The sequence below is a fragment of the bacterium genome, from assembly GCA_004322275.1.
GTDB lineage: Bacteria > Desulfobacterota > Deferrisomatia > Deferrisomatales > BM512 > SCTA01.
The window spans coordinates 16,499-38,948 of record SCTA01000002.1 but is presented as its reverse complement, the minus strand read 5'-3'; the positions used below and the strand labels follow the sequence as shown (position 1 = coordinate 38,948).

Here is a 22,450-nt window from a genome sequence, read left to right as displayed (position 1 = left end):
GTCATCCCGGCCTGCGTGAAGGCGAAGCCGAGCTTGAGGGCCAGGCGCTGCACATGGATGTCGTGTTTGCCGGGGCGGTTCGGACGGATTGTTACCGTGATGCCGTCGGGCCAGTAGTTCACGTTGGTGACGGTGGCGTTATGTCCGCCGTGGCAACCGTTGCAGCCGGAGGGCTTGAAGCCGCTGTCGTGCTTGTGGCAGCCGCTGCAGTCGCCGGGAGCGGTCGGATGGGGGGAAGCGTCGGCGTTTACGCCGTCTTTGTAGGCGGTGAAACCCGCTTCCACCGTTTCGTGGCACTCCTGGCATATGGAACTGAAAACGCTGCCGGTCTGCGCGTAGGCGGACCCGGCGGCGGTCTGACCGGTGGTGTAAGTGGTGAAGACCACGTTGGTGTTGCCGATGGTGGCATAGCTCGTCGGTACCGCTGTCGCGATAGCAGTGCCCGCGGAGCCGTTGTCCCAGAGATCATTCTGGATCATCTTGACGTTGGTGGAGTCGCCGTGCGGGTCGTGGCAGTCAACGCACTTGGGAGTGAAGCCCCAGGTGACGACGTCCGAATCGGCCCCCATCGCAGCATCGGTGTGGCTGACTATGTTGCCGTAGGTGAGGCTGAGAGCCGCTTCGTTGGTGGCGGTGGCGGAGACGTGGCAACCGGCTATGTTGTCGGAGCAGGTGAACTGCAGCCCGCCCGTGCCGGCGTCGAGGTCTTTGAGCCTGTAGGGGTTGGTTCCGTTAAGCGCGGCGGAGAAATCGTGGCCGACGGTCTTGTCGTGGCAATCGGCGCAAACCTTCGGGGCCGTGGGGGTGACTATGGCGGTGGTGCCGTGGCCCCTGCCGCTGGCGCCGCTGAACTCTGCGGTGGATACTTTACTGAGTATGCCGTCGTTGCCGACGAAGTTGTTGACGTCAACCGTGGGGTCGGAATGGCAATCCGAGCAAAGCACCGCTGCGTTCGTCCACAGGAGCGTAGCGCTGTGGCAGGTAAGGGCGGTGCAGGTGTTGCCTGCGTCATTCCAGGTGAAGCCCACCGCCGTACCGTGGAAAAGAGCGCCACTGGCCGAGACGTTTATCGCGCCGTTCGCGTGCGCCGCGCCGTCCGCGGTGGTGGTCGTGTCTGTGCCGACGGCCGTTACCGTGGTGTAATGGCAGGTGTTGCAGAGTATGCCGGAGGCAAGGTGCGCGTCGTGCGCGTTGCTCGATATCTGCGTCGCGCCCGCGTCGATGCCCTTGTGGCAACCGGCGCAGGAGAGGTTCGTGGTATCCCAGTTGGCTGCGTTCCAGGTCGGGTTGGTGTAGACGCCCGCACCGTCGGAATGGCAGTAGACGCTGGTGCAAAGAAAGGTGCCGGTATTATAGGAATCGGCGGCGGTGTTGCCGAGGCCGCCCGCGAAGCTGACGGTCTGGTAGGTCTTGACGGCGGCGTCGTGGGTCGTCCCGTCGAGCGGCGGATGGCACTGGGAACAGGACCCCGTGCCGCCGTAGACCACCCCGTGCTTCGCGTGGGGCGTCTTCAGTTCATCGTAGGTCACGTAGCCGGCGGACGCGGTCGCCGCGCTGGCAGGAGGCTGGCCGTGGCAGGATACGCAGCTGTCCTGCGTCTGCATGGTGCCGGTGGAATCGGTGTGCTGGTGGCACCTTATGCATCCCTCATTCGCCGTAAAATTGCCGCCGCTATGCCTGCTGCCCGCCGTGAAAGTCGAGAGGGGGTAGATCAGGTCGCCCGCTACGGTCACGCCCTCGTGGCACTCCTGCGAGTCGCAGACGCCCTCGCCGGGATAAGAAAGATCCGCGGGGATATAATAGGAGGGGCTGGTCTTAAGTTTTAGTTTGCCTGCATCGAGCACGCCTATGTAGGTGACTTCTTCCCAGGGAGATGAGACAGGGTTTCCGCTGGCGTCGATCTTGGGCATCTGGCGGCGGATCATGAAGTCGTTGGCGGTGCCGCTGAGAGAAACGCCTACGCCGTGGGGCTCGTGGCAGTCGTTGCAGCCGGCGTATGCATTAGTGCCGGTATTGCCGTGCGGGGCGTTGTTGTCGTGGGCCTGATGGCAGTTGCCGCAGATGGAGTAAGCGCTCTGTCTGCCGACGTTGGCCGCGAGATCGGTGTAGTCGGAACTCTTGAGGCGCATCGCCGAAGCCTGAGTGGTGTTTTCCGTCAGGCTGAAACGCATCGGATTCGTCGGGGAGTCCATCGCGAAATCGTGGGGAACCGTAGCACTGTGGCAGGCCGTGCAGGCGTAGCCCATCGAGCCGGTGGTTATTTCGCTGGTGGCCATGCCGTGGCCGTAGCTCGTCCAGGCGTTTGTGCCGTCGTCAGCGGTGTGGCAGCCGGTGCACTCGTTGGCGGTGACGGGGTTTAGCCCCGAACCTCCTCCGGCCCTGCGCAAAACGGCGGTGCCGTTGTCCTGGAGGATGAGGAGCGAGGGCTGGCCGTCGCTGCTGTGCGTATCGTGGCAGTTGTTGCAACTGGTCGCCGCGGTCTGGGCGCTTCCCAGAGAGACGGCCGTCATGTTGTGCTGCTTGCGGGCTCTCTGAGTGTCATAATCGACAAAAGAAGCGCCGCCGTGGCAGGTGGCGGCCCGGCAGGTATTGGTATAGTTGGAGATGGTCGGGTTCGTTCCGTTGTCAACCAGTGTGCCCAGAATATCGACCGTCAGGGTCTTGGCGTCGATACCGTGGATGTTGGCGTTTCCGGCGCCGTCGGTTGCGACATAGCCGTTGAAAAGCCCGGTATGGCAATCCACGCAGTCCAGACCGTCGAGGGTGGAAACCGCCTCGAAGCCGGACTTCAGATCGAGGATGCGGTGCTTTGAAGCGACCGCTGCGCCGAACTGAACCTCCATCCCCTTCATCTCGGTGGCGGTTCCCCTGTCTGTCCTGTGACAGAAGAGACAAGGGAGCTGCCCCGTTGTGAAACCTATCGAAGTCAGGAAGGCATCCGAGCGGATGAGCTTCGTTCCGCTGATCACCTGGCCGTACCCGAGAGCATGACAATCCATGCACGAGGCCCCGGCGGGGTAGTGGGTTGCGTACGCCGCGTTGGTAACTCCGAGGAGAACCGCCGCAAGCACCATCAATCTGATTGCTCGCCCGACTAAACTCATGTCGAACCTCCACCGCCAGCTACACGCCGGCAAAACTCAAACAGCCCAAACGACAAAATTTTATTTAAAAATCAACAACTTACAGTCTAATACCCGTAACGCGAAAATGCCCGTCGCGACTTCTCGCGACATTCACTTTGAAATACTTCGCCGAAACCAATTGGTTTCAAAACAAATCAAAAAAATTTCAGTAGCGGTAATGCTCCGCTTTGTACGGCCCGCCTGCGTCTACCCCGAGGTATTTCGCCTGCTCGCCGGTAAGCACGGTGAGCTTCGCTCCGACCGCTCCGAGGTGCAGCCGCGCCACGCGCTCGTCGAGGTGCTTCGGCAGAACGTAGACGCTGTTGCCGTAGCTCCCATGCTTTGTGAAAAGCTCTATCTGCGCCAGCACCTGATTGGTGAAGGAGCTGGACATTACGAAGCTCGGGTGGCCGTTGGCGTTGCCGAGGTTGAGGAGCCTGCCCTTCGAGAGCAGGATTATCCTCTTTCCGTCAGGCCAGATGACGTGATCCACCTGGGGCTTTATCTCTTCCCATTCAAGCCCGGCGAGACCGGCTACGTCTATCTCTACGTCGAAATGGCCGATGTTGCCGACTATGGCGTTGTTCTTCATCCTGTCCATGTGGGCGCGGGTTATCACCCCGTGATTGCCGGTGGCGGTGATGAAGATGTCCGCCTCGCCGCAGACGTCGTCCACGGTGGAAACCTGATAACCTTCCATCGCCGCCTGCAGGGCGCAGATGGGGTCTATCTCGGTGACTATCACCCTCGCCCCCATGTTGCGGAGCGACTGGGAACACCCCTTGCCTACGTCGCCGTAGCCGCAGACCACGGCGGTCTTGCCCGCGATCATGACTCCGGTTGCCCTCTTGATCCCGTCGAGCAGCGACTCGCGGCAGCCGTAGAGGTTGTCGAACTTGGACTTGGTCACCGAATCGTTGACGTTTATCGCAGGGCATTTAAGCTCGCCGCGCTGCTCCATCTGGTACAGGCGGTGAACCCCCGTGGTGGTCTCCTCGGTTATGCCGCGTATGGCGGGCATAAGCTGCGGGTACCTGTCGTGAAGCACCGCCGTGAGATCGCCCCCGTCGTCGAGGACCATGTTCGGCGTCCAGCCGCCGGGACCCAGTATCGTCCTCTCGACGCACCAGTAATACTCCTCCTCGGTTTCGCCCTTCCAGGCGAAGACGGGAGTGCCTGCGGCGGCGATGGCCGCGGCGGCTTGATCCTGGGTGGAGAAGATGTTGCACGAAGACCACCTCACCTCGGCGCCGAGAATCTGCAGCGTCTCGACGAGGACGGCGGTCTGAATGGTCATGTGGATGCAGCCCGCGATGTGCGCGCCAGCCAGAGGCTTTGTGCGCCCGAACTCGCGGCGAAGCTCCATGAGGCCGGGCATCTCCGTCTCGGCGATGAGAATTTCCCGGCGTCCCCACTCGGCGAGCGAGATGTCTGCGACCTTGTAATCCATAGAACCTTCTGTAGCGGCTGTGTTCTTCACTTCGTTGTCATCACCGGTGAAAAGATAAAAACTGCACAAAGATTTTGCCAGCCTCTGACTTTATCACTCTTTGACGGTCCAAAATAGAGTATTTTGAAGGCACACCGACAATTTTTAAAAATCGCACCCCGGTCACTCCACCTTTATGGCTCCGGGAACGCACTCGGAAGCGGCGCGAAGAACCTTGCTCTCGTATTCCTTCGGAACCTCGGCGGTCTTCACAACGCCCTGCAGCTTGCCGCTGTCGTAAGAGAAAACCTCGGGACATACCCTGGCGCAGTTGCCGTCGCCCATGCACAGATCGTAATCGATTCTGACCTTCATCCCGTTACTCCTCTTCGCTTACCGTTAAGCCTCCAGGGGAGGAGACTATACATTATTACTATATGGCGCGTAACGAACGTCTTGGCGGACAACCAGAATAATACCGGAAAAACCGGCGGACGGGCGCTAAAATCGGGATTTTTTCACCTCGGTCTTCTACGGTTTCGCATATGGAAGGCGGGGTTGACTGGCGGGGCGCGGGGGAACAAAATAGCCGGATGAACTACAAAGACTTCGCCGCTTCCGGGAACAAGCCCAGGGTTTTGCGGGTGCTCGTCATTGACGACGACAAGAATATCCGCGTCACCCTCACGGCCTGCCTTGAAGCGATGGGCTGCTCCGTCGCCGAGGCCGCAAACCGCGAGGCCGCCCTTCTGGCCATGCGCCGCCGCTCTTTCGATCTGGCGTTTCTCGACCTTCGCCTCGGCAACGAGGACGGCCTCGACCTGCTGCCGGATATCCTGACCGAAAATCCCAACCTGGAAGTTGTCGTAATCACCGCCCATGCGACCATATCCACTGCGGTAAAGGCCATAAAGCTCGGCGCAAAAGACTATCTGCCAAAGCCGTTCGAGCCTTCCCAGATACGCTACGTGGTCGAGCGCGTGATGGCGGTAAAGAAACTTGAGACGGAGGTCGGCGATCTTCGGCTCCGTCTCGGCGAGGCGGTGCCCGTAGAAGACATGGAGACCCATTCCCAAAAGATGCTAAGCGCCATCGAGGTGCTCAGGCGGGCCGCCGATTCGGACGCCTCGGTTTTTCTCAGGGGAGAGAACGGCACCGGCAAGGGTGTTTTCGCAAGGGCTCTTCACCGCATGAGTTTAAGACGAGAAAATCCCTTTGTAGTGGTCAATTGTCCGACGCTCAGCGAAAATCTTCTTGCCAGCGAGCTTTTCGGTCACTCCAAAGGGGCTTTCACCGGCGCCCTTCGCGACCAGCCCGGCAAGGTGGAGGCGGCGCAGGGCGGGACCCTTTTTCTGGATGAGATAAGTGAGATTTCGGTAAATCTGCAGGCAAAGCTGCTGAGATTTTTACAGGACAGGGAGTTTGAACGCCTGGGCGAAAACCGGACGAGAACCGCCGACGTAAGGATCGTCGCCGCCACCAACCGCGACCTTGAAGAAGCGGTTAAATCCGGACGTTTTCGCGAGGATCTGCTCTATCGCCTGAACGTAATAGAGATAACGGTTCCTCCCCTCAGAGAGAGGAGGGAGGACATAATTTTGCTGGCGGAAAGATTTGCGGCCTTTTTCGCCCAGGTCGGCGGAAGGAAACCGCCCGGGCTTTCGCCGGAGTCGCAGTCCGTGCTTGAATCGTACCCGTGGCCCGGAAACGTGCGCGAACTTAGAAACGCGGTTGAGAGAGCGATAATTCTTTGGCCCTCGCCCGTACTCGGCCCCGAAGCTTTTGGCGACAGGATAGCCGGTGGAGGCGCATCGGCTCCCTTCGTCGGCGGCGATTTTCGCCTCGAAGAGATTGAGGAGGAACACCTGCGTCTGGTTCTGGCGAAAGCGGAAACCCTGGAAGACGCGGCGAAGACTCTCGGCATCGATGCCTCGACCCTCTGGCGCAAAAGAAAGAAGCTGGAATCGTAAGCTTTTTCAGGCGCTCGCGGCCGGATTGGCGGAGTTTAAGGTAAACCAGAAAACGCTGCCGAATCCGGGTTCGCTTCGTACGCCCACCTCCCCGCCGTGCGCCAGTACAATCTCCCTCACTATCGAAAGCCCGAGCCCCGAAGCCCCGCCCTCGATTCCCGGAACCTGATAGAGTTTGTCGAATATGCGGTTTTGATGTTCCGGCGGTATGCCCGGTCCGTTGTCTTCTACCTCGAACTTCACCTTGCCCTCCCAGGCGAAAGCCCTGACCGATACGGAACCGCCCCTTGGCGAGTAACGCAACGCATTGGCGATAAGGTTGTCGAGGACGGTTGCTATGCGGTCGGGGTCGGCAAGCACCGTAACGTCGTCTCCCGCCTCGGCCCGCAGCCCTATTTCTCCAGCCTTCGCGTCTTCGCGGTGTCTCGCTATCGCCCGGGTCATAAGGGAGGCGGCGGGGACAGGCTCGGGGCTTGTGGGGGTTATTCCCTTTTGCAGCCGCGACAGATCGAGGAGGTCGTCCACAAGCGTCTGAAGTCTCTCGCACTCCTCCCGCGCCGCCGTCAGCATGTCGGCCTGCTTTTCAGTGAGGGGCCCGGCAATCTGCTCAAGGCAGATGTGTATGGCCATTCTAAGCGAGGTCAGCGGCGTGCGAAACTCGTGCGCGACAGTCGAAACCATGTCGTCTTTTAGCTCGTCGAATCTTTTGAAGCGGGTCACGTCCTGAAGGACCACGGTAAAGCCGATGGTCGCGCCCTCTTCGTCCCTGAGCGGGCTGGCGGAGGGGAGGAAGTACCTGTCGCCGGAGTGCGAAGCAACCCTTATGGTTTCGTCCAGTCCCTTCGGCGAGTAGACGCCTTTGCCTCCCGTGACGTGCTTTTTCAGCATGTCTATGGCTGCGAGAAACTGCTTGTCGGCTTTTTTTAGGTCGAATTCCTTTCCTCCGAGACTGTCCGCCGCCAGGTTGCAGCTCATAAGCTCCCCGTCCGTGCCGAAAATCAGGACGGGTTCGGGAAGACTGTCTATGGCGGCCTGAGCGGCCTGCTGAGCGCGAAGCAGTTCCCCGAGAGAGCTCTTGCGATACTGGCTGAGCCGCTCCGCCATCGCGTCGAAGTCGCGCGCGAGCACGGCGACCTCGTCCTGCCCCTTAAGGCTGGTCCTTACCTCCAGATCTCCTTCTCCGACGTTTCTCACGGCCTGCTGAAGTATCTGGAAGGGGCGTAAAAACCTTCGGGTCATGTGCCAGACCAGCGTCAGCGCGCTGGCCACCGACAATATCCAGCAGGCCAGAACGAATTTTTGCAGATTTTTTGAAAGCTCGGCGGCGCGGTCGCTCTTTCTAACCATCGCATCCTGATTCAGGTCCAGCAGATTCGTTATTCCCGCCTTGACGCGAGCGACGGCGGGCGAAACCTCCGAGTCGTAGTAGACGCGGCTTTGCGCCGATGGAGGGGTCTTGCCCAGGACCTCGAAGCGGCCGGCCGCTTCGAGCCAGTCCGTCCAGAGCCTCGCAAGCGTTTCTCTCTCTCCCGGCTCCGTTATGTTGCTTTCGGCGGCTGTAAGCTCATCCTCAAAATCCTTTATCAGCTTTGAGGATGGCTCATCGACTTCGGACAAGGGCGCGCCGAAGACGATTTTAACGGCAACGTCGTCGAGGCGTTCGAGAGATTCGTCCATCCTCTGCGCCGCCAGCACGCTACGGTAATTCTCGCTCAGAATCCGCTCGGATTTCTCGCCAAGGCGCACAAGGGAAAAGGTCGAGACCAGGCTTATGATGGCCAGGGCTATGCCGAGCGGCATTTGCGCCGCTAAAAGTTTGCCTCTCAGGGTCACGGGTTTTCTCCATGTTCAAGAGAGACGATGTTGAGATCCAGCCCCTCCGCCATGTCAACCATTCTGTGCATGGGATCCCGGCCCAGGAGCCGGTAAAACCAGTTGCGCCGGCTTCTTCCGATGAGCATGTAGCCCACCCCGTGGGAGCGGGCGAAATCCAGAACCGCCTCGACCGGGTCTTTGCCGTAAAGGCGCACTACTTCCGCTCCCAGCTCCTGCGCCCGCTGGAAATTGTCCAGCAGATGCCGCTGCGCTTCCGAAGAGATGCGATTCGGCGCTTCGGCGGGCGTCTGGACGTAAACGACGTACCACTTCGTGTTCAGCCTTCCCGCCATCCTCGACCCGTGCCTCAAAAGCGCGGCGGAGCGCTCGGGCATGGAGGATATGCAGACCATTACCCGGTTCGGGCCGGTGGGCTTGCCCGTTTCTCCGGCTTTGGGCGCGCCGATGCGCTCCAGACTGTCGACAATCTCCCTGAAGGTGAGCTCCCTCAGGGCAAGAAGGTTGGCGTCCTTGAAAAAACCCTCCAGGGCCACGGGGATCTTGTCATGAGCGTAAATTTTGCCGATTTTGAGGCGTTCGACGAGTTCCTCGACGGGAAGATCGACGTTTACGATCTGGTCCGCCCTTTCGAGGAAGGTGTCGGGCACCGTTTCGCGCACCCTTACACGGGTAGCCCTTTCTATTACGTCGTTGAGGCTTTCGAGGTGCTGGATGTTGAAGGCGCAGACGACATTTATGCCCGCGCCGAGAAGTTCCAGAATGTCTTTGTATCTTTTGGTGTTTCTTGATCCCGGCGCGTTGGTGTGAGCGACCTCGTCCACGATGGCTATGGTCGGCGCTCGGGCCAGAACGGCGTCGAGGTCCATTTCCTCTACCGTCACCCCCCTGTATTCGATTTTCCTGAGGGGAACCTTGTCCAGACCGGGCAGCAATTCCGCCGTCTCCGGCCTGCCGTGGGTATCCACCGAGGCAATCACGATATCGACCCCGCGCTTTTTGAGGGCGTGGGCTTCCTGAAGCATACGGTAGGTTTTGCCGACCCCCGCCGCGAAACCGAGATAGACCTTGAGCCTTCCTTGCCTGGCGCGCTGAACTATCTCAAGGAAATCGCGCGGAGTAGGCCGTTGATCAGTCACCCGGCTTCCCTCTCGCCGGTTTCGGGCGGCCGAATTGCCGGTCAAGCGCGATGTTGGCCGTTAACACGTTTACGCGGGGTTCGCCCATGAAACCGAGGGTTCTGCCTTCCACCCGGTCTTCAATCAGCGCTTTAACCCTCTCGGGCGAGACGCCTCGCGCTTTTGCGATGCGGGGAACCTGCCAAAGGGCGGCATTTGGGGATATGTGCGGGTCAAGGCCGCTGGCGGAGGCGGTTATGAGGTCCAGAGGCACCTTTCCTCCGGCCTCGGGGTTGTTTTCCTCAAGGGCTTTAAAAGCTCCGAGCGCTCTGTCCCTCAGCGCAGCCGAGGAGGGGCCGAGGTTCGAGCCGGAAGAGGCCGAGCCGTCGTAGCCGTTTCCGGCCGGGGAGGGACGGGGGTTGAGGTACGCGGGGGATTTAAAATCCTGCCCTATCAGCTCCGAGCCGATATTCCTGCTTTCGGAATCGGCTATCAGGCTTCCGTTGGCCTGAAAGGGGAGGAGCGCCTGCGCCAGACCGGTGACGAAAAGCGGATAGAGCAGGCCGGTCAGCACCAGGGTGGCGAGAGCCATGCGGATGGAGACGACAAGAGTTTTCACCGCGAATTCCTCACTTCATTCCAAGCCAGGCAAGGCCGAGGTCGATCAGTTTAATGCCGATAAAGGGAGATACAAGCCCGCCCACCCCGTAAACGAGCATCCTGCTGCGAAAAAGAGCGCCCGCGCCGAGGGGCCTGTAGGCTACGCCCCGGAGCGCCAGCGGGATCAAAAACACGATGACGAGAGCGTTGAAGATGATCGCGGAAAGGATGGCGCTTCTGGGCGACGCCAGCCCCATTACGTTCAATGGGGCTATGGCGGGGAAGATCCCCATGAAGAGCGCGGGCAGGATGGCGAAATACTTGGAGATGTCGTTGGAGATGGAGAAGGTCGTCAGCGCCCCCCGCGTCATCAGGAGCTGCTTGCCTATCTCGACTATCTCCAGAAGCTTTGTGGGGTTGGAGTCGAGGTCTATCATGTTGCCCGCTTCTTTTGCCGCCTGAGTCCCGGAATTCATGGCGACCCCGACGTCGGACTGGGCCAGCGCGGGCGCATCGTTGGTGCCGTCGCCGATCATGGCGACCAGTTTTCCTTTCGCCTGCTCTTCGCGTATGAGCCGCAGCTTGTCCTCCGGCGTTGCCCGGGCCAGAAAGTCGTCCACCCCGGCCTCCCTGGCGATCGAAGCGGCGGTGCGCTCGTTGTCGCCGGTTATCATAACCGTTCGTATTCCCATCATCCGAAGGCGCTCAAACCGCTCGCGTATCCTGCTTTTAACCACGTCCTTGAGGTATATGACCCCGAGCAGGCGGTTGTCCTCGGCCACGGCCAGCGGCGTTCCGCCTTCGTCGCCTATGCGCTCCGATATGAGCTCCAGCTCTTCCGCCACGAAACCGCCCTGCGACCTCACGTAGTCGGAGATGGAGTCTACGGCCCCCTTTCTCAGAGCCCTCCCTCCCATGTTGCATCCGCTCATTCTGGTCTGGGCGGTGAAGGGGACGAACTCCAGTTCCTCCGGGTTTAGCCCGTGGGAGACTTCATGATGGTTCTTTTCAACGAAGTCCACGATTGAGCGCCCCTCCGGAGTTTCGTCGGCGAGACTTGAGAGCCTTGCTATCTCCGCCAGATGGCTGACGGAAATTCCCTCAAGCGGAATGAGCTCGCTCGCCATGCGGTTACCGTAGGTTATGGTGCCGGTCTTGTCCAGAAGAAGGGTGTCCACGTCACCGGCCGCCTCCACTGCCCGGCCGCTCATGGCAAGTACGTTTCGCCGGATAAGGCGGTCCATGCCCGCGATTCCTATCGCTGAAAGAAGCCCGCCGATGGTCGTCGGGATAAGGCACACCAGCAGCGCCACCACCTCGGTCACGGAAAGTTCCACGCCGTGGTAGAGGGCGAGAGGGACGAGTGTCGTGCAGGCGATAAGAAAAGTGAGCGTAAGGCCGACGAGGAGGATCTGCAGGGCAATTTCGTTCGGCGTCTTCTGGCGCTTCGCCCCCTCGACCATCGAGATCATCCGGTCAAGGAAGGATTCGCCGGGCGCCGAAGTTATGCGCACGACAATCCGGTCGGAGAGCACCCTCGTGCAGCCGGTCACCGCCGAGCGGTCGCCGCCGCTCTCGCGGATCACGGGCGCTGATTCGCCGGTTATGGCCGATTCGTCCACGGAGGCGACGCCTTCGATTATCTCGCCGTCCAGAGGAATGACCTCTCCCGCCTCAACCACGACGACGTCCCCGCGCCGAAGTTCGGTGGAAGAAACCTCCACCAGTTTGTCGCCCTGCCGCCTTCTCGCCACAGTGTCTTTTCTCATGCTCCTCAGGGCCGAGGCTTGGGCCTTGCCTCTTCCTTCGGCCACCGCCTCCGAGAAGTTTGCGAAAAGGAGGGTTCCCCAGAGCCAGATCGCCACCTGGGCGGTGAACCACACCGGCGGGCTTCCGGGGTTCGGAAAGAAAACGTCGCGCAGGCAAAGGAGGGTTACGAGGGCGCTGCCCACTTCGACGACGAACATCACAGGGTTTTTTACGACGTAGGCGGGGGAGAGCTTTCTCAGGCTTTCGGCTGTCGCGGGCCGCAGTATCTGGGGATCGAAGATGGAGAGTTCTTTTGCCACCGGCTTGTGCATGGTTAAAAAAGCCTTCCTTCGCCTGCGAGGAAATGTTCCAGAACCGGACCCAGAGTGAGAGCCGGGAAGAAAGTCAGCGCCCCGACTATCACGATTACCCCGAGGAGCAGAAAGACGAAGGTCGCTCCTCCCGTGGGGAAAGTGCCCGACGTGGTCGGAACTATGCGTTTCGGCGCCATCGAACCCGCCAGAGCAAGCACCGGCAGTATCATCCCGAATCTTCCGGCCAGCATCGCCGCAGCCATCGAGAGGTTCCACCACGTCGTATTGGCGTTAAGCCCCGCGAAGGCCGAGCCGTTGTTGCCGGTTGCGCTGGCGTATGCGTAAAGGATCTGGGATATGCCGTGCGGCCCGTGATTGGAAAGAGACGAAATCCCCATCGCCGTCACCGAGGAGACGGCGGCGAAACCCAGCACGAACATCGGAAAAATAAGAATGTAGAGCACGGTCAGTTTTATCTCTCGCGCCTCTATCTTCTTTCCGAGGTATTCGGGGGTTCTTCCGACCATCAGCCCGGCTATGAAAACCGCCAGAAGAACGAAGATCAGCATGCCGTAAAGACCGGCTCCGACCCCGCCGAAAATAACCTCTCCGAGAAGGATGTTGGTCAGGGGTACCAGTCCGCCCAGAGGGGTGAAGGAGTCGTGCATCGAATTCACCGCCCCGCATGAGGCCGAGGTCGTTATTGCGGCGAAAAGCGAGGAGGAGGCGATGCCGAAGCGGACCTCCTTGCCCTCCATGTTGCCCGCGCCGGAGGTTTCTATCCCCGAAAGAGCGGGATTGGGCCCCGCTTCGGCGCGGTAAAGGGCTGTCGTTCCTGCGACGAAGAGAACCATCATCGAGGCGAAGAGCACCCACCCCTGCTTTTTGTCCCCTGCCATGAGGCCGAAGGTATATGTGAGGGCGGCGGGGATTACGAAAATCGAAAACATCTGGAGGAAGTTGGTCAGCGGCGTCGGGTTCTCGAAAGGATGGGCGCTGTTGGCGTTGAAGAAGCCGCCGCCGTTTGTCCCGAACATCTTTATCGCCTCCTGGGAGGCTACGGGGCCGAGGGCTATGTTTTGGACGCTTCCTTCAACGCCGGTAACGGCGACTTGCGAGGCGAGAGTCTGGACAACGCCCTGCGAGACCAGAACGAGGGTGTAAATTATACAAAAGGGCAGGAATACGTAAAGGCAGCCCCTGACTAAATCAACCCAGAAATTGCCGAGCGCGTCCGAAGCGCCGTCGGCCTGTCTGCGGGTGAGCCCGCGGCAAAGCGCGAGGGCGGCGCCGATTCCTGCGGCAGCGGAAACGAAGTTCTGCCATGTTAGAATCAGCATCTGGGTGAGATTGGTCACGGCGGCCTCACCGGCATAGGACTGCCAGTTTGTATTGGTGACAAAGCTGACGGCGGCGTTAAAGGCAAGGTCCGCGCCCATGCCGCCCATCCCCTTATCGTTCAGAGGCAGCAAGCCTTGCGCCATAAAGATGGCGAAGGAGACTGCGATGGATACGGCGCTGAAAAGAAGCAGGGAAACGGCGTATTCCCTCCAGTTCTGCTCCTTCCCGGGATCAGCTCCCGCTATACGGTAGATAATCCGCTCCAGCGGGCCGAAAAATCCGCCAAGAGGAGGTGCGGGAGTCTCAAAAACCCTGTAAAGGTACGTCCCTAGTGGTTTTGTCGTCAAAAGCACCGAAAGGAGCAAAAGAACAATCTGCAAAAGACCGTAAATATCCATCAAAACCTCAGAATTTTTCGGGATTGAAGAGCGCGTAGGCCAGATAGGCGAACAAAAACGCCGCCGCTCCGGCCCCGATTACGTAGTCGAAGTTCATGATAGATTCTCTCCTTGTCAGGCGCTTGCGAAATCGGCGAGAGTGAGAGGCAGTACAGCCGTTGTGAGTCCTCGCGCGTCGAGTCTTTGGCGCAGCTTTTGCGACTCGCGTTCTTCCCGGCCCGGCCCTTCCTCAGGCAGGAAATAAAAAGTAGCCGCCGGAAAGTCCCCGGCTATCGCCGCGCAGAGAGATTCGGCGGTCCGGGGCTCATCCCTCCCCTCGGCATAGTAAAAAGCCGCGCCAAGATTCCTCTTGCGGGCCTCCTTCACATGCGTCTCGAGTTTTTCCATCAGGGCCTCTTTCTTTGCTCCGCCGTTTATTTCAATCCCCAGAAACCGGCTTCTTGCGTTGACGCTCCAGAATATAATACTACTGCACAAATGAGGGACCCTCTCCAGAATCGCGCACATCAGGTAGTTTCCCAGCTCACCCTTCTCCCCCACGGCGACCACGGCAATCGGCTGAGCGGTACCCATGCCCGTTAAGTCCGATCTTTCATAGGCAAAAACGCCATCCGTCATAGCAGGCCTCCTTTCGGGCAAAGCGAAATCGCGAATCGACATACGCATCCGCAACAATCGTGCCCAAGTAAAACCCGCTGAAATCGGGGTGTTTTTTGCATGTCAGGGAAATGGATATTGCAAAATGAAATTCAGGCCGGGATTGCGCCTTGCAAAATGCAATACTTGTCCGGCCCGGAAACAAAGGAGGGTTGGAAGGTGCTGAAAGGTTGCGCTTCATTACCGCCAGGCGGGCCGAGCCCGCCTTACAGCCTCCACTCGCCTTTTTCGCGAATCTGCCTGTACATGGCGTCGGGGGCGATGTCGAGTTCTCCTGGCCACGTTACCGCGCCGTGGAGGGTGTAGACCTGATCGAAGAGAAGAGGGTCGGCGAGGACGGAAAATACTCCCGCCTCTTCCGACTTTATGAACGCGCTCATATCGACGGTGCCGGTAAGCCCATCGACAAAGCGGACGAAAAGCCGGTAATCGCCCAAAACCTTTACCTCGGCAACCCGCCATGGCATGGAGGGGCTGACCGCAGGCGTCAGGTCAGGGGATGAATCTTTTTTCGGCTGCTGCATGCGTGAACACAGTTCCCAATCCTCCAGAAGCTCGGCTCGGTGCTCCATTGCCCATTCCAGCACCAGCGCCAGCGCACGGCGGGGCAATTGTCCCTCAAGAATTTCCAGCGTGTGTATATCTATGAGTGCTTCGCTCTCTGCATATAGCGCGTGAAAATGCGGCGGCGCATGATCCTGCCAGAACATCTGGATCAAAATTCCATAAAACGTGCTGATGGTCGGCATTATCAATCCCCCTGTTGAAATAGTTTATCATGGCGTCCAGGCGTTTGCTACGATCCGTTAAATTGCTAACCGGCGGGAAGATTTATGGTTTTGCCGGCTTTCGTTCCCTATGTTGCCTTGCCTTCTTCTCCGCCTCCAGAAACCTCTCCTTTTTTGAATAGGTGAAGTGCCTCATGGCTTCGGCGTTGCCGGACAAGATGAGCTCTTCGTTGGCGAGTTTGCCCTCTTCGGTGTAGACGTAGGCGAGGGTGCGGCCGTGCTTGTCGAGCCGCTCCCAGTCGTATTCGAGGTTGACCTTCTTGCCTTCGACCAGCTTTTTCAGAAACTTCCGGGCTTTTTCGCCGCCGGGTTCGCCGGGCTTGTCTTCGTGGGGTATCTCGGGAGCGTCCACGCCGATGAGGCGGACCTTTTCCTGACCGGAGACTATGATGGTGTCGCCGTCGATTACGTAGAGGCACTTTCGCCACTCGGCGCGGGCGCTTGCCGCGATAAGAAGGAAAAGAAAGAGGGCGAGAAGCGCCCGCAAAGTCTTAGGACAAGGCAAGAGCGAGCGCACCGGCGGAGTTCCTGTCGAGCTTGCCGCTGGAGTTTCGCGGCAGGGGGGCGAAGGAGAGTACGACTCCGTCAGGCCGCCAGGCCGGCGGAAGCCTTTTTTGGCATTCGCGGAGGATGGCTGTTTCGTCAAGTTGCGCTCCCGCTTCGGGGTGGATGAGCGCGAAGAGCTTCGCGCGCGTTTCTTTTTGATTCGTCAAAATTACGGCGGCCTCGGCGACGCCGGGGATGCCGGCGAGGACAACCTCGACCTCGGCGGGGTGTATCCGCTCTCCACGGATTTTGAGGAGTCCGTCGCGCCTCCCCTCGAAGTACAAAAACCCCTCTTCGTCGCGGGAGAGGAGGTCGCCGGTGTCGAGCCACCGCTTGCCGCCGACGCCAGTGTACCACTTTTCCTGCGTCTCTTCGCGGTCGCGCCAGTAGCCGTCCATGAGGTGCGGCCCGGCGACGTGTAGCGCCCCGGTTTCGCCGCACCCCGCCTCCATCCCCCTTTCGTTTACGAGCCGTATCTCCGTGCCGGGCAGGGGGAGGCCGACCGAGCGCTCCCGCCCCGCCGGAGTGCCCGGCGGCGTTATGGAGACCCGCTTGCACTCGGTGAGGCCGTACATCGGCAGTATTTCCGCCCCTTTCAGCGTCTCGCGAAGGCGTAGCACATGGGCTGCGGGAAAGACCTCGCCGGTGGAGGTGACGAGCCGGAGGGGGGGGAGGTCCGCCCGCTCCAGAAGCCGCGAGCGGAGGAGGAGCGAGGCGAGCGAGGGGACGAGGGGAAAGACGGTCACCCCGTGACGGCCCAGCAATCCGGGAATCTCCGGGGGACTCCCGAAATCGGGGTTGATTATCATCGCCGCGCCGCTCTTCAGCGCCAGAAAGAGCTGGTAGAGCGCGTAGTCGAAGGCGAAAGGGAGGCCGCAGAGGATTACGTCTTTGTTATCGTATTTCAGCACTCCGGCTATCGCCTCCGTGACCCAGCGGACGGCGCTTTCCCCCAGCATCACCCCCTTGGGCTCGCCGGAGGAGGCCGAGGTGTGCATTATTGCGGTCAGAGGCGAGTCAGAACCTATTTCGCCCCTTCGCCACTGGATTTTCGAGGCGCTTTTCCCGAAGACGAACTCATGTAAGGGAATAAGGGGATGGAACGAGTTTTGGAGGGCCTCCCGCCCGGCTTCGTCGGCGAAGACCGCCGAAGGCCCGGACGAATCAACTATCCTGCGAAAACGCTCCCCGGGCCAGCCGGGGTGGACAGGGCAGGGGATGCACCCGGCGAGTAGCGTCCCGAGGAAGAGCACGCAGTAACCAACACTGTTTTTCGCCGCGATGAGGATTCTGTCGCCCTCCGAGGCTCCGGAAACTTTCAGCCTCCCCGCGACCCTGCGCGAGAGTTTTTCCAGTTCGCCGTAGCGAAGTTTCCCGCAGGGGTCGATAAGCGCAATCGCCTCCGGGCGATTCGCAGCCCCCTCAAGCAGAAACTCCTCTATCCCCCCCATCGAAACCTCTCCCTTACCGCCGCCAGATACTTCCGCGCATTACCCGCGTCTCTCGCCAGCGCGGCGAAAGACCCTTTCCCGCCTTTAGGCGGAGCGGTTATCACGACTCCCTCCCGGTTTCCCCCGGCAGGAAAGAGGAGTTCCGCCAAGGCTTTTTTTACCTCCGCGAAAGTATCGCCGCAAACCGCGTCCATCGCCACCGCCACGCAGTGCGTTTTCTCCCAGCCATCGCCGAGAAGCAGCTCCCCCAGCGCCGCGCCGTGGGTCGTAGTCGTCCGCCTCGGGTTCATTTCAAGGAGCCAGGGGACCCCTTCGCCGTCCACCGCCATGTCAAAGCCGCAGACGCCCGCGTAGCCGAAGGCGGAGACGCACTTCCCGGCGAAGAAGCCGAGCTTCCTCGCCTGCCCTTCGAGCGCCGGGGATTCAAAAGCGCCTTTGCCGATGAGAGCCCCTTCGCCGGAGAGGGATTTTTCGAGGTGCGCCGAAAGGTAGTGAATTGAAAATCCGCCGCGTCCGTCGGCTTCTCCCTGACAGGAGACGGAAGCGGGATGGCCTGCGCTTTCGATGAATCTCTCAACTATTACCGCCCCCGCCTTTAGTTCCGGTATACACCGCGAAAGAGGCGCGAGGGATCTTTTCTTGCCGGAGGAAGGGACGATTAGCTGGCACTTGCCGCCCACGCCCCAATCGGCCTTCAGAACCACCCCTTCGCCCCGGTCTAGAAACTCCCCGGCCAGCCCCGCCGCAAGGCGGACGTTCCCGGCGATTCTCCCCTCGGGAAGTCTCGCCCCCCTTTGGCTGAAGAAGTGGCGAAACCCCGACTTCGAGCCCAGATACCGCACCTTCCACAATTCGCCGTGATTATTTAATCCGTCCCGCCAGGTCTCCTTCGCCAGTTCCCCCAGAAGCTCGCGGTAACCCTCCGACTCCCCCCACGGCAGGAGCGCCGCCCCTTCCCCGGCAAGCCGCAGCAAAGCCTCGAAGGCTGCGGAGTCGTTCAGGATTGACCTTGAAAGCCCGTGGCTTCCCGGACGGGGGACGATTACGCGAAGAGCGCCGAGGCCGAGTCTCTCTTTTATATACGATAGAAACGCTTCATCCGCTTCTTCCGGAAGGAAGACGGTGCCATCCGCAAAACCCCAGAAGAGGGCGAGCGGCGAGAGCGCGGAGCACTCGAAAGACCACTTCGCGCTTGTGCGCTCGTCAAACCCGGACATCTGCGGGCGGTAGAATTCCTCGATGTTGGAAAAAGCGCAGCTTTTCATGGGCCGAGTGTCCTGTGCGGCAGGGGCGGCGAGGCGCAGCGTTTCCCGGTCTCTCTTTCGAGGTGCGCGGCCAGGATTTTCTCTTCCCCGGGAAGGTCTCCGGCTCCGGGGGCGAAAAGAAGAAAGGAGATGCGGGGAGTTTTTTGCCGGAGCCCTCCGTTTACGGAAGCCGGTATCGCCCAGACGCCGCGATCGCGTCCTTTTTTGTTGTAGGCTGAAAACCCTCTTCGCAGGGAGGGGTAGTCCGGCTTTCCGCCGGTAAAGGTCAGGCGCTCGTTCACGAGAAGGGCTATCTCGCCCGCCCACCCCTCGCCGTAGAGGAATCTGGCGGCGTCAAAACCGTGGGTGGCGCAGCTTCGCCGGACGTTTACCTCGGTCACGTAAAGAGTCCCCCCGTCGCCGGAGACGAAATCCGCGTTGAACCACCCCCTCACGCCTCTCCCGGCAAGAATCCGGCTGATTTGCTCACCGGCCTTCTCAATTTCGGCAAGGACTTCTCCGCTTAGAGCTCCGCGCCCGCCCAAAAGGCCGCAGTAGCGCGTTCCCGCCGCGATCCTCATCCGCCCGGCACCAACAAGGCGGGAGCTTCCCCCTTCCCCGCTGAAAAAATCCGCCGTCACGGCGGGAACGGCTTCGCCGGAACCTATAAGCTCCTCTATGATGACGGGACTCTGGAGCCAGAAGGGGTCCCACCTGCACCTCGCCTCCATCGCCCTTTTCGCCGCCTCAGGTGAGAACCCGCGACCCGCCGGGAAGAGGACGACGCTGGTCCCGCCCGCGCCGTGGTTGGCCTTGAGCACCCCGCCGCCCCTTTCGACGAAACGCGGGAGAAGGCCCAGCGCGTCGCCCAGGGTGGGCATGACAAACCCCTCCGGCATGCGTATCCCGGAGCCGGGGAAGGATGCCGCGAGCCTGAAACCCGCCTTTGAATCCAGATTCAACGCCTCGAAAAAGCGCTCGCGCGGCGTCACCTCGCCGCCGAGGGGGAAATTCTCTTCACCCAGAAAATCCGCCAGAGAATAAAGCTCCCCGCCAGCCCCCCACGGGAGCAGCTTCGCCGGTTTCCATCCCGCGTCGAGAACTTCCCTCAACCGCTCCGTCTGCGCCGCACTGCAAAGCCCTGCAAGGCGTGAGGGCGGATGGAAGACCTCCAGACGGCGGTACCCCATCGCTTCTTGCACATCCTCCACCCACAAGGGGTCCGGGCGAAGCGGCAGAAAAACCAGTTTTTCGGAGCCGCCCCAGAAGAGTGAGCACTCCGCCACCGGCAACGCGCCCGCGTGCCACGCAAGGCGGTGGGAGCAGGAGAACCCCGCGTCCATGAAGGCGCGGTTGAACTCGAAGACGTTGGGGACGATTATCTCCCCTCCTCCCCCCTCCTTCGGAGCCATTCTCCCCGGCGGCTCTCCGAAGACTCCCCCCATCACTTCTTTTCCATCTCCTCAAGGGCAAATTCGAGGAGACTGCCGTAAGTCGAAAAAGCCTCGGCGACCCGTAGGTCGAGCGGATCCACGCAGATGCCGTAGCGCCCCTCAAGAGCGACGATAAGGTCGACCAACGCGACCGAATCGAGTCCTATGTCCTCCCTCAGCCTGTCGCCGGGGCGCAGCTCCGAAGGCTGGACGCCCCCCCAGGAGACCTCCGCGATGATTCTTCCTATTTCCTCACCCACGCCGCCCTTCTTCATGCGCCGCCTCCCCATACCGTCCGGCACCTCGTCAGTCCCCCGCCGCGAAAAATGACCTCCTCTGGGAACCCCCTGCAAAGAAAGCGGCCGGGACTCGCCGAAGGGCCGTAGGCTCCAGCCATATAAAACGCCACCAGGTCTCCCTCCTTTGGCTCGCGGAGGCGGACGTTCACGGCAAGGCGGTCCATCGGGGTGCAGAGCGGGCCGCACACGGTGTACGGGGTATCTCCCTCTCCCTCTTTCCCGAGAATGCGAAGGGGCGGGTGCTTTGACCCGAGGTAGCCGTCCCTTCCCCCGATGGCGTTTATTCCCCCGTCCACTATGGCGAAATTCCTACCGTGGACCCGCTTTACGTCCAGAACCCTCGCCACCATCACCCCCGCCTCCGCCGTGAGGAAGCGCCCCGACTCCACAAAAAGCCCCTCCGTCCAGGGGTGGCGGTCGAGGTAGCGCCCGAAGAGGTCGTAAAGTTCCTCCGTAAGAATTTCCTCGTCCAGGGGGGCATCGCCGGGATAGAGGGGAACGCCGAACCCCCCTCCCGCGTCCACGAAGGAGAGGAGCCTGCCGGTAGCCCTCTGGAGGCGTTCGGCCTCCCTTAAAACCAGCCCCATATTCGCCGCGAGCTTTCGCGCGTCCAGAAGTCCGGTGCCGAGATAGCCGTGAACCCCCGATATCTCGACCTTTCTCCCGGACTCTTTTGAAAGAAGTTTTACGGCGGTGTCGAAATCCGCGCCGAACTGCGTCGCGCCCGACATCGAAAGGGAACCTCCGCCCCCGCCCGGATTCAGGCGAAGCGCGACGAGAGGCGGGAAAGGGCGCTCTTCGGCGATTTTGCAGACCCTTCCGAACTCCCCTTCCGACTCGACCGCCAGGACCCCGATACCGGCGCCGGCGGCGAAGCGAAGGTCCCCCTCCGACTTGCCGGGGCCGACCCAGACGGATTTGGCGTGGTTTCCGCCCGCCAGAGAGACGGCTGCCGCCTCCCCCTGCGAGGCCACGTCAAAGCCGCAGCCCAGGGCCGCGAAGGCGGCTATCACATCGACGGCGGGGTTGGCCTTGACCGAGTAGAGGATATCGACGCAGGGAGGAAGAAGGTTTCGCAAGCGCTCCCACTTTCGCCTCAGCACCCCTTCGTCGTAGACGAAGAGGGGCGTTCCGAAATGCGCCGCCGCCCGTAAAAGAGTTTCGTCGCCGATCCCGGGATCGGCCGGGATGCGATTTTCTCCGTTCATCCGCCCACCCCCGGTCATAACTTCCTGAAAAGCCAAAGCTGCGTCGGAGAAGAGCTGTCGAAGAGTTCCATCTTGAAGCCTCCGAAGACTCCCTCCGCCTCGAACCCGGCGCTTCTCGCCAGATCAAGAACTTTGTTGTGCGAAAGCGTGAGCAGGGTCAGGGTGTGGTAGCTCTTGAACTTCACCTTTCCCGACCCGTCGAGCTCCTCCAAGCCAAGCCTGCAAAAGGTCTTCCTCCCTCCGGGAAGCGCGGAGCGCGACTCGCTGATGACCCCCTGCGCCCCGTTGGGAAGGCGGGCGGCGCCTATTACGCGCATCGTCCCCTCCCCCGTCTTTTCCGGGCAGCAGTTGTCCAGGTCGAAGGCGAGAAGTCCCCCCGGCTTGAGAACCCGCGCTATCTCCCGAAAGGAGCGGACAACCTCTTCCGCCGAGGGCAGAAGCGAAAACCCCCTTAGGGGCGAGAGCGCGTAATCGAGGGAGCAGGCGGCCGCCGTTCCGGGCAGGCCATAGGAGAGCCCCGGGACTCCCTTTGCGCCGGTGAAAAGATCCACGGCGGGTGCGCCGACAGCCACCCCCTTTCCCCCCGTGAAACCAATCAGACCCAGGTAAAAATCCCTTGCGAGGGGGGCGAGCGGCGATATCCGCATCCGGAGGGCAAAAAGCTTTTCCGGCCCGGGCGCGTTTGCGCCGGACCCGGTTGCAAAGTCCCCCCCTCCCCTCTGTTCCATCCGCTCCGCCTCCGGAAGGCTGCTCAAAAAACCGTTGCGAGCCCGTGTTTTCTTTGTCGCGCGCTCGCTTAAGGCTAAACGAACCCTCTTTCCCGCGCATCACTCGTTGGAGTGATTTTTCACCCGTCGCATAAAACTCGCACCCCCGCCGCAGCCGCCCAACCTCGACCTTGACAGGCAAAGCGGGCGAATTTATATTGCGCCTCTTGGCTAATCCCC

19 protein-coding genes are annotated in these 22,450 nt (G+C 60.8%); 1 reads left to right on the top strand and 18 read right to left on the bottom strand.

Annotated elements, in window-relative coordinates; translation table 11 throughout:
• The 3 genes from EPN96_00580 to EPN96_00570 all read right to left on the bottom strand — a co-directional run.
• A partial coding sequence (locus EPN96_00580; GenBank protein TAL18747.1) for a CxxxxCH/CxxCH domain-containing protein occupies positions 1–3,104 on the bottom strand: 3,104 nt, incomplete at its 3' end.
• 187 nt (positions 3,105–3,291) lie between these two features.
• Positions 3,292–4,575 (bottom strand): adenosylhomocysteinase, encoded by a 1,284-nt coding sequence (locus EPN96_00575; GenBank protein TAL18746.1) that lies wholly within the window; start codon positions 4,573–4,575, stop codon positions 3,292–3,294.
• Between the two features lie 162 nt (positions 4,576–4,737).
• Positions 4,738–4,929: a ferredoxin gene (locus EPN96_00570; GenBank protein TAL18745.1), complete on the bottom strand. Its 192-nt coding sequence runs from the start codon at positions 4,927–4,929 to the stop codon at positions 4,738–4,740.
• Positions 4,930–5,147: 218 nt separating this feature from the next.
• Between EPN96_00570 and EPN96_00565 the strand changes: the two genes are divergently transcribed.
• On the top strand, positions 5,148–6,524 hold the full coding sequence (locus tag EPN96_00565; GenBank protein ID TAL18744.1) for a sigma-54-dependent Fis family transcriptional regulator: 1,377 nt from the start codon (positions 5,148–5,150) through the stop codon (positions 6,522–6,524).
• A gap of 6 nt (positions 6,525–6,530) precedes the next feature.
• Here EPN96_00565 and EPN96_00560 read toward each other — a convergent pair whose 3' ends face one another.
• The 15 genes from EPN96_00560 to EPN96_00490 form a co-directional block, all read right to left on the bottom strand.
• The gene (locus tag EPN96_00560; GenBank protein TAL18743.1) at positions 6,531–8,357 is read right to left on the bottom strand and encodes a HAMP domain-containing protein; all 1,827 of its coding nucleotides are present in this window, start codon (positions 8,355–8,357) and stop codon (positions 6,531–6,533) included.
• Positions 8,354–9,496: a histidine kinase gene (locus EPN96_00555; protein TAL18742.1), complete on the bottom strand. Its 1,143-nt coding sequence runs from the start codon at positions 9,494–9,496 to the stop codon at positions 8,354–8,356. The genes EPN96_00560 and EPN96_00555 overlap by 4 nt, the downstream gene beginning before the upstream one ends.
• Positions 9,489–10,067, bottom strand: coding sequence for a potassium-transporting ATPase subunit KdpC (gene kdpC, locus EPN96_00550; protein ID TAL18748.1), 579 nt, complete (start codon positions 10,065–10,067; stop codon positions 9,489–9,491). Before kdpC ends, EPN96_00555 begins: the two co-directional genes overlap by 8 nt.
• Before the next feature lie 37 nt (positions 10,068–10,104).
• Positions 10,105–12,156 (bottom strand): K(+)-transporting ATPase subunit B, encoded by a 2,052-nt coding sequence (gene kdpB / locus EPN96_00545; GenBank protein TAL18741.1) that lies wholly within the window; start codon positions 12,154–12,156, stop codon positions 10,105–10,107.
• 2 nt (positions 12,157–12,158) lie between these two features.
• Entirely contained in the window at positions 12,159–13,877 is a 1,719-nt protein-coding gene (gene kdpA / locus EPN96_00540) for a potassium-transporting ATPase subunit KdpA (GenBank protein TAL18740.1), read from the bottom strand.
• Between the two features lie 7 nt (positions 13,878–13,884).
• Positions 13,885–13,974, bottom strand: coding sequence for a K(+)-transporting ATPase subunit F (gene kdpF / locus EPN96_00535; protein TAL18739.1), 90 nt, complete (start codon positions 13,972–13,974; stop codon positions 13,885–13,887).
• Between the two features lie 17 nt (positions 13,975–13,991).
• Positions 13,992–14,495 carry a hypothetical protein gene (locus tag EPN96_00530; protein ID TAL18738.1) on the bottom strand — a complete coding sequence of 168 codons (504 nt, stop codon included), beginning with the start codon at positions 14,493–14,495 and terminating at the stop codon, positions 13,992–13,994.
• Between the two features lie 245 nt (positions 14,496–14,740).
• Positions 14,741–15,283 carry a DUF4160 domain-containing protein gene (locus tag EPN96_00525; protein ID TAL18737.1) on the bottom strand — a complete coding sequence of 181 codons (543 nt, stop codon included), beginning with the start codon at positions 15,281–15,283 and terminating at the stop codon, positions 14,741–14,743.
• Between the two features lie 82 nt (positions 15,284–15,365).
• On the bottom strand, positions 15,366–15,968 hold the full coding sequence (locus EPN96_00520; protein ID TAL18736.1) for a hypothetical protein: 603 nt from the start codon (positions 15,966–15,968) through the stop codon (positions 15,366–15,368).
• A complete protein-coding gene (locus EPN96_00515) occupies positions 15,814–17,319 on the bottom strand; it encodes a hypothetical protein (protein TAL18735.1) in 1,506 nt (501 codons plus the stop codon). The genes EPN96_00520 and EPN96_00515 overlap by 155 nt, the downstream gene beginning before the upstream one ends.
• On the bottom strand, positions 17,307–18,584 hold the full coding sequence (locus EPN96_00510) for a hypothetical protein (protein ID TAL18734.1): 1,278 nt from the start codon (positions 18,582–18,584) through the stop codon (positions 17,307–17,309). Before EPN96_00510 ends, EPN96_00515 begins: the two co-directional genes overlap by 13 nt.
• Complete coding sequence (locus tag EPN96_00505; GenBank protein ID TAL18733.1) at positions 18,581–20,011, bottom strand: hypothetical protein; 1,431 nt, start codon at positions 20,009–20,011, stop codon at positions 18,581–18,583. The genes EPN96_00510 and EPN96_00505 overlap by 4 nt, the downstream gene beginning before the upstream one ends.
• On the bottom strand, positions 20,008–20,286 hold the full coding sequence (locus EPN96_00500) for a hypothetical protein (protein TAL18732.1): 279 nt from the start codon (positions 20,284–20,286) through the stop codon (positions 20,008–20,010). Before EPN96_00500 ends, EPN96_00505 begins: the two co-directional genes overlap by 4 nt.
• On the bottom strand, positions 20,268–21,521 hold the full coding sequence (locus EPN96_00495) for a diaminopimelate decarboxylase (GenBank protein ID TAL18731.1): 1,254 nt from the start codon (positions 21,519–21,521) through the stop codon (positions 20,268–20,270). Before EPN96_00495 ends, EPN96_00500 begins: the two co-directional genes overlap by 19 nt.
• The gene (locus tag EPN96_00490; GenBank protein TAL18730.1) at positions 21,518–22,231 is read right to left on the bottom strand and encodes a hypothetical protein; all 714 of its coding nucleotides are present in this window, start codon (positions 22,229–22,231) and stop codon (positions 21,518–21,520) included. The genes EPN96_00495 and EPN96_00490 overlap by 4 nt, the downstream gene beginning before the upstream one ends.
• Between the last annotated feature and the right edge of the window lie 219 nt (positions 22,232–22,450).